Genomic DNA, 6118 nt, shown 5'->3' with positions numbered 1-6118 from the left:
GTTTCAGCTTAGACCAGTGTTGATCATTCAGCATAGTTCGAGGCATAGCGAGAAGTAAGTTTGGTTTGGCGATTAAATTTTACTTTCTCGCTATTTTTTTGAACAGCAAATGTCAACAGACCCTAATCTCAACATGACTCGGCAGGTCAAATATATCAGGCTGAAACATTTAAGGTGAAAATTGCACACAAATGGTGCAATAGTGTTTTTTAGGGATAGAAAGTCAGTAGCGATATCATGATGCTAAATATTCAAAAAATTATTTTTTTAGCTAAAAAAGTCAATTCTAAGACTTAAGGCGAAGCATCAGGTGGGGAGGGCAAGATCTCAATAAACCCGAAACGTGCGCAAAAATCCATCGGATATTCAAGCTGACCAATTTGACGAGACTGTGGCAGAAAAATGTCAGTTTTCAATGCAGGTCAACACGTCAAAACTGTCAAATGAGTCAACGAGCTGATGCAGTCTGCATGAAAGAGTGACTCTACCTGACTTAAGTCGATTTTTAATGACACGTTCAGCTCATTGTGGGTTGAATGAAAATGTCACAATGATCAACGCAGTGAAACAATCTGCACTAAAACTAGCGAAATTATTTATGTTTTTGGTCTTAAGTAATATTAAAAAGTTATAAATAGGATAAAAATGAGTAATAAATCGACAAATAAAACTGAATAAATGAAATATCGCACCATTCTTTTCATGAATCATGAGTTCAAAATATGGGTATTTATTAAATAAATATTGGGTAGTATTTTAAAAAAGTTCAATTAGAATCCAAAAATTGTACAAAAACACATCCTGAGGGGAGACATCGCGGATTGCGATGTTTACTTAAGAAAAATTAGCTTGAGGAACGCTCATGCAGATCGGAATTCCAGCCGAAACTGTTGTCGGTGAAAATCGCGTCGCTGCGACGCCTGAAACAGTAAAGAAGTTGATCAGCGCTGGTCATAGCGTCGTTATTGAACGTGGAGCAGGGGTAAACGCTGCTTACATCGATAGTGCCTATGAACAAGTTGGTGCCAAAATTACGGATGATGCCTATACCGGTAGTCAAATGATTTTGAAAGTTCGTGCGCCTAAAGGTGACGAAATTCAAAAACTCACAGCGGGTACCACCGTTGTGGGGATGTTTGACCCTTACCGCAACACCGAACTTGACCAATTTGCGTCACAAAACGTGTCTGCATTTGCATTGGAACTTTTGCCACGAACCCTATCTCGTGCGCAAAACATGGACGTACTTTCATCTCAAGCCAACCTTTCAGGTTATAAATCTGTGCTTTTGGCTGCGGCAGAATATCAACGTATGTTCCCAATGTTGATGACAGCAGCAGGTACAGTAAAACCTGCACGGGTTGTGATCATGGGCGTAGGTGTTGCAGGCTTACAAGCCATTGCAACAGCGAAACGTTTAGGTGCCGTAGTTGAAGCAACTGACTTACGTCCTACAGCACGTGACCAAGTTGAATCTTTAGGTGGTAAATGGTTAGACGTACCAATGTCACCAGAAGAGCAACAAAAAGCAGCTGATGCTGCGAAAAATGGTTATGGCTGGATGCCGGGTGAAGACTACATTCGCGATCAAGCGATTATTGTTGATAAAGCCGTATCGAATGCTGACATCGTGATTACGACTGCATTATTACCGGGTCGTGACGCACCACGTTTAATCAAAGCAGAAACCGTTGCCAAAATGAAACCGGGCTCAATCATTTTAGATATGGCGGTTGAAACAGGCGGTAACGTTGAAGGTTCTGTTTGCGGCGAAAATGTTGTGACTGCCAATGGTGTGAAAATTCTTGGTATTCCAAATATTCCTTCAACAGTTTCGACTGAAGCGTCGGCACTGTATGCACGTAACGTTTTGAATTTCATTGAAACCCTGTTTGATAGCGAAAAGAACTTCGCAATTAACCCTGAAGAAGAAATTCAAAAAGCACTACTTGTCACTCATGGCGGCCAAGTGCTGCTGAAACGTGGTTAAGGAGAATCATCATGGTTGAAACGATTACTATTTTTGTCTTGGCAATCTTTGTTGGTTACTACGTGGTTTGGGGGGTAACACCTGCGCTACACACACCATTAATGGCTGTAACCAATGCTTTGTCATCGATCATTATCGTTGGTGCGATGATTCAAACCGTTGGTATCCCAGGTATTGTGGATGCAAGCGTACAGTTCCAAAGCATTAACGTGGTGAGTATTTTAGGTGCGATTGCCGTTTTCCTTGCAAGTATCAACATTTTTGGTGGCTTTGCGGTGACTGCACGTATGCTTGAAATGTTCAAACCTAAGCAAAAGAAAAAAGAGGGTTAATCCATGGAATTCATTAAAGAATATGCGGATTGGTTCTACCTGATTGGTGCCGTTCTTTTTATCTTAACGTTGCGTGGTTTGTCTGGTCCGAAAACTGCGATTCAGGGTAACCGTTACGGTATGATCGCAATGGCGATTGCTGTAATCACCACATTCTTTGTCGCAGATCATCCTGTGATTTGGATGATTGTGGGTGCAATGGTGTTGGGTGCAGTCGTAGGTATTGCACGTGCAAAAACAGTTCCGATGACTCAAATGCCTGAAACTGTCGCACTGATGCACTCATTAGTCGGTTTGGCTGCGGTACTGATTGCGATCGCTGCGATTCTACATAACAACCAATTGACTGCGGCATTCGCGGAAAATGAGGCAGTATTAACAGCTGCGGGTGTAGAAAATGCCCACATGAGCAAAGTTCATTTATTTGAATTGTTTGTAGGCTGTTTCGTTGGTGCGATTACCTTCACAGCGTCTGTATTTGCTTACGGTAAATTGGCTGCGAAGAAATGGGCAAAAACCATTTCAGGTGGATGGGTAAAACCTGTTCAAGCTTTAATTTTCCTTGCGATGTTGGCGTGTGGTATCTACTTCTTTACCACAGGCAACATGAACGCATTCTGGGCAATGACTGTTCTTGCACTTGCATTTGGTTGGGTATGGATTGCGCCAGTAGGCGGTGGTGATATGCCAGTGGTGGTATCGTTACTAAACTCGTTCTCAGGTTGGGCAGCAGCAGGGATTGGTTTCACGCTTGAAAACAACATGCTGATTGTTGCAGGTTCACTGGTTGGTTCATCGGGTGCAATTCTGTCTTACATCATGTGTAAAGCCATGAACCGTTCAATCATCAACGTTTTGTTTGGTGGTGCAATGGGTGGTACAGCAGTAGCGGCGGCGGATAATGGTGAAAAAGCACAGCGTAATCACCGTTCAGGTTCTGCAGACGATGCTGGCTTCTTGATGTCAAATGCGGACAGCGTGGTGATCGTACCGGGTTATGGTATGGCGCAAGGTCGTGCACAAAATGCCGTGAAAGAATTGTGTGAAATCTTAAAAGAGCAAGGTGTAAAAGTTCGTTTTGCGATTCACCCAGTGGCAGGTCGTATGCCGGGTCACATGAACGTACTTTTAGCTGAAGCTGACGTTGCATATGAAGACATTCTTGAAATGGATGAGATCAACTCAGACTTCCCAGCAACTGATGTAGTACTAGTGATTGGTGCGAATGACGTTGTGAACCCAGCGGCAAAAGACGATCCAAGTTCTCCAATTTACGGTATGCCAATCCTTGAAGCGCATAAAGCACGTACTATTATGGTGATCAAACGTTCTATGGCTACAGGCTACGCAGGTCTAGATAATGACTTGTTCTATAACGATAAAACGATGATGATCTTCGGTGATGCGAAGAAAGTTGTGGAAGATATGACAAAAGCCATTAATGGCGGCGGTCATTAATCCATATTGCCAAAGTCCCGCTGTGATAAAGCGGGACTGAGGAAGATTTAAAACCACCTTCGGGTGGTTTTTTGTTTTGTTCGCTTTTGATTAATTGATGTTTCACACTAAAAGTGCACAAATATTTAGCGCATCAGGTGCTTGAATCAAATTGATGCGTATTTTGAAACCAAGGTGCAGATTTATGCGCTGTTTTGTTTCATTAAATTCGATCTCAGTGATTCAAAATATTGTCGCGAACTGGTTTTGTGACGCAATGCATTGAAAAATAATTAATTGTCTGAAATTTGGTATTCTTTTTGCACAGCATGGTTATTCTTGGGGGAATAATCATGAAAAAAACATACTTGATGGCACTGTTTCTGAGTGTCCTGACATCGACTGCATGGGCAGTCGACCCGCAAATCGCCAGTAATATTCAAGACATTCGTATTTCGCTCGACAGTATTTGGGTGGTACTGGGCGGTATCTTGGTGTTCTTTATGCAAGCCGGATTTGCCATGATCGAAAGTGGTTCAGTTCGCAGTAAAAACACCGTGAACGTACTCATGAAAAACTACATGGATGCCTGCTTGGGTGGTCTGGTGTTTTGGCTGGTGGGTTTTGGTCTGATGTTTGGGGTCAATACCACGGGCTGGTTTGGCTTAAGTCATTTTGCACCCGATCAACTGGATGATTGGCACTGGAACCTTTTGTTTTTCCAAATGATGTTTGCTGCAACGGCAACCACTATTGCCAGTGGTGCCATGGCGGAGCGGATTCATTTTGTGGCTTATGTGGTGAGTGCGGCCGTTGTGTCAGGTCTGATTTATCCTGTCTTTGGTAGTTGGGCATGGGGCAGTTTATTTGGCGGAGACGGTTGGTTAAAAGCACTCGGATTTATCGACTTTGCAGGTTCGACCGTGGTGCATTCAATGGGCGGCTGGGTTGCCTTGGCTGGCATCATTGTATTGGGACCACGTTTGGGTCGATTTGGACGCAATGGGCAAAGCCATTATTTACCAGGGCATAACTTACCTTTGGTAGCATTAGGCGGTTTTATTTTATGGTTAGCATGGTTTGGTTTTAATGCAGGCTCGACCATTAATGCCAATGTCAGCGTAGGACGTATTGCTTTAAATACGCATCTTGCGGCGTGTGCTGCCGTGGTTGCATATATGTTGCTCTGTCTCATCCGATCTAAAGCCATTTTGATCCGCAGTACGATAAATGCCTCACTGGGTGGTTTAGTTGCCATTACGGCAGGCTGTGCAACGATGTCTCCACTCTATGCAGTCATCACCGGTTTATGTGCAGGTGTAATGGTGACCTTCCTGCCAATGCTCATGGAAAAAATGAAACTGGATGATGTGGTGGATGCGGTGACGGTACATGGTTTCTGTGGCGCATGGGGAACATTGGCTGCAGGGATCTTCCTTGAAAATAACATGTTTAATGGCGATGTCATCGCGATACAAGGGCTTGGGGTGATTGCAGCCTTTTTATGGGGCTTTGGCGTTGCGTTCATTGTATTTAAGGTCTTGGATCAATTGTTGGGTGGCTTACGGGTGAGTAAGCAACATGAACAACGGGGTTTGGACTATACCGAGCATGCTGAATTGTCTTATCCCGAGTTTCAAAAAGATGTGACTTTTGAAACGGATGATATGACTAAACGTCATTAACAGGAGTAAAGCAATGAGCACCGAACTGTTAAATTTGGCACAACGCCGCGAAGCTTTAGAAAAAGGCTTACAACATTTTATTCATGGGACGTTACTCGACAGTGCGCTACGGCACTGGGAGCAGCAGTACAGCATGAAACCGTCATTTGTCTTAAATCGCTTCTTAAATGATATCTGTACCACAGAGGAGCTTCGCTTTTATCGTAAAGATATGCTGAAGCAAGTCTTGTATGAGTTATCTACCTTAGAAAAGCAGGAACTGTTAAGGGGTGAAAAACCGCAGGAGCAGGAGCAAGACGACGAGCTCATTGCAGAGACCATTAGCGACGCTTTTTTAGGCTTTATCGAGTCAGTCATGCTGACGGTGAAATCTACAGATCAGGCTGATTTCACCCAAGATGTGATTGAGCAATTAGAAGAAATCGGGCTGGCAATTGCGGCAAATGCACAAATAAATACGGCGAGTTTTGTCGAGTTTTTGCCCTTGACCAGTTATGCCAAAGTTTTAACGAGCATTTATGAAGTGTATTGTGACTTTTATGGCCCGATGCGTGCAGACCAAGTTTATGCACAAACCAAGCTGAAAATTAAAGCCAATTATCCTGAGGTGGATTTACATCAACTGGTTTAGTGCCGGGGGGAAACACCATGAAGCTGATAGTCCTTGGTGTATA

The 6118-nt window shown here is 43.4% G+C and carries 5 protein-coding genes; all 5 read left to right on the top strand.

Annotation, left to right across the window (positions count from 1 at the left end; all coding sequences use genetic code 11):
• The first annotated feature begins 862 nt into the window (after window positions 1-862).
• The 5 genes from FTU79_RS10920 to FTU79_RS10900 all read left to right on the top strand — a co-directional run bounded on the left by FTU79_RS10920 (window position 863) and on the right by FTU79_RS10900 (window position 6075).
• Complete coding sequence (locus tag FTU79_RS10920; RefSeq protein WP_111885447.1) at window positions 863-1990, top strand: Re/Si-specific NAD(P)(+) transhydrogenase subunit alpha; 1128 nt, start codon at window positions 863-865, stop codon at window positions 1988-1990.
• Between the two features lie 11 nt (window positions 1991-2001).
• Window positions 2002-2322 carry a proton-translocating transhydrogenase family protein gene (locus tag FTU79_RS10915; RefSeq protein ID WP_078191287.1) on the top strand — a complete coding sequence of 107 codons (321 nt, stop codon included), beginning with the start codon at window positions 2002-2004 and terminating at the stop codon, window positions 2320-2322.
• Window positions 2323-2325: 3 nt separating this feature from the next.
• Window positions 2326-3780, top strand: coding sequence for an NAD(P)(+) transhydrogenase (Re/Si-specific) subunit beta (locus FTU79_RS10910; RefSeq protein WP_180050047.1), 1455 nt, complete (start codon window positions 2326-2328; stop codon window positions 3778-3780).
• 332 nt (window positions 3781-4112) lie between these two features.
• Complete coding sequence (locus FTU79_RS10905; RefSeq protein WP_180050044.1) at window positions 4113-5444, top strand: ammonium transporter; 1332 nt, start codon at window positions 4113-4115, stop codon at window positions 5442-5444.
• A gap of 13 nt (window positions 5445-5457) precedes the next feature.
• A complete protein-coding gene (locus FTU79_RS10900) occupies window positions 5458-6075 on the top strand; it encodes a hypothetical protein (RefSeq protein ID WP_180050041.1) in 618 nt (205 codons plus the stop codon).
• Window positions 6076-6118: the final 43 nt, after the last annotated feature.

The sequence above is a fragment of the Acinetobacter sp. YH12144 genome, from assembly GCF_013418345.1.
Taxonomy (GTDB): Bacteria; Pseudomonadota; Gammaproteobacteria; order Pseudomonadales; family Moraxellaceae; genus Acinetobacter; species Acinetobacter amyesii.
This window is presented reverse-complemented; position numbering and strand designations above follow the sequence as displayed.

Bases quoted from the DNA above. Each gene is read 5' to 3' on its own strand.
- FTU79_RS10900 (WP_180050041.1), top strand. From the start codon at position 5,458: ATGAGCACCGAACTGTTAAATTTGGCACAACGCCGCGAAGCTTTAGAA.
- FTU79_RS10910 (WP_180050047.1), top strand. From the start codon at position 2,326: ATGGAATTCATTAAAGAATATGCGGATTGGTTCTACCTGATTGGTGCC.
- FTU79_RS10905 (WP_180050044.1), top strand. From the start codon at position 4,113: ATGAAAAAAACATACTTGATGGCACTGTTTCTGAGTGTCCTGACATCG.
- FTU79_RS10915 (WP_078191287.1), top strand. From the start codon at position 2,002: ATGGTTGAAACGATTACTATTTTTGTCTTGGCAATCTTTGTTGGTTAC.
- FTU79_RS10920 (WP_111885447.1), top strand. From the start codon at position 863: ATGCAGATCGGAATTCCAGCCGAAACTGTTGTCGGTGAAAATCGCGTC.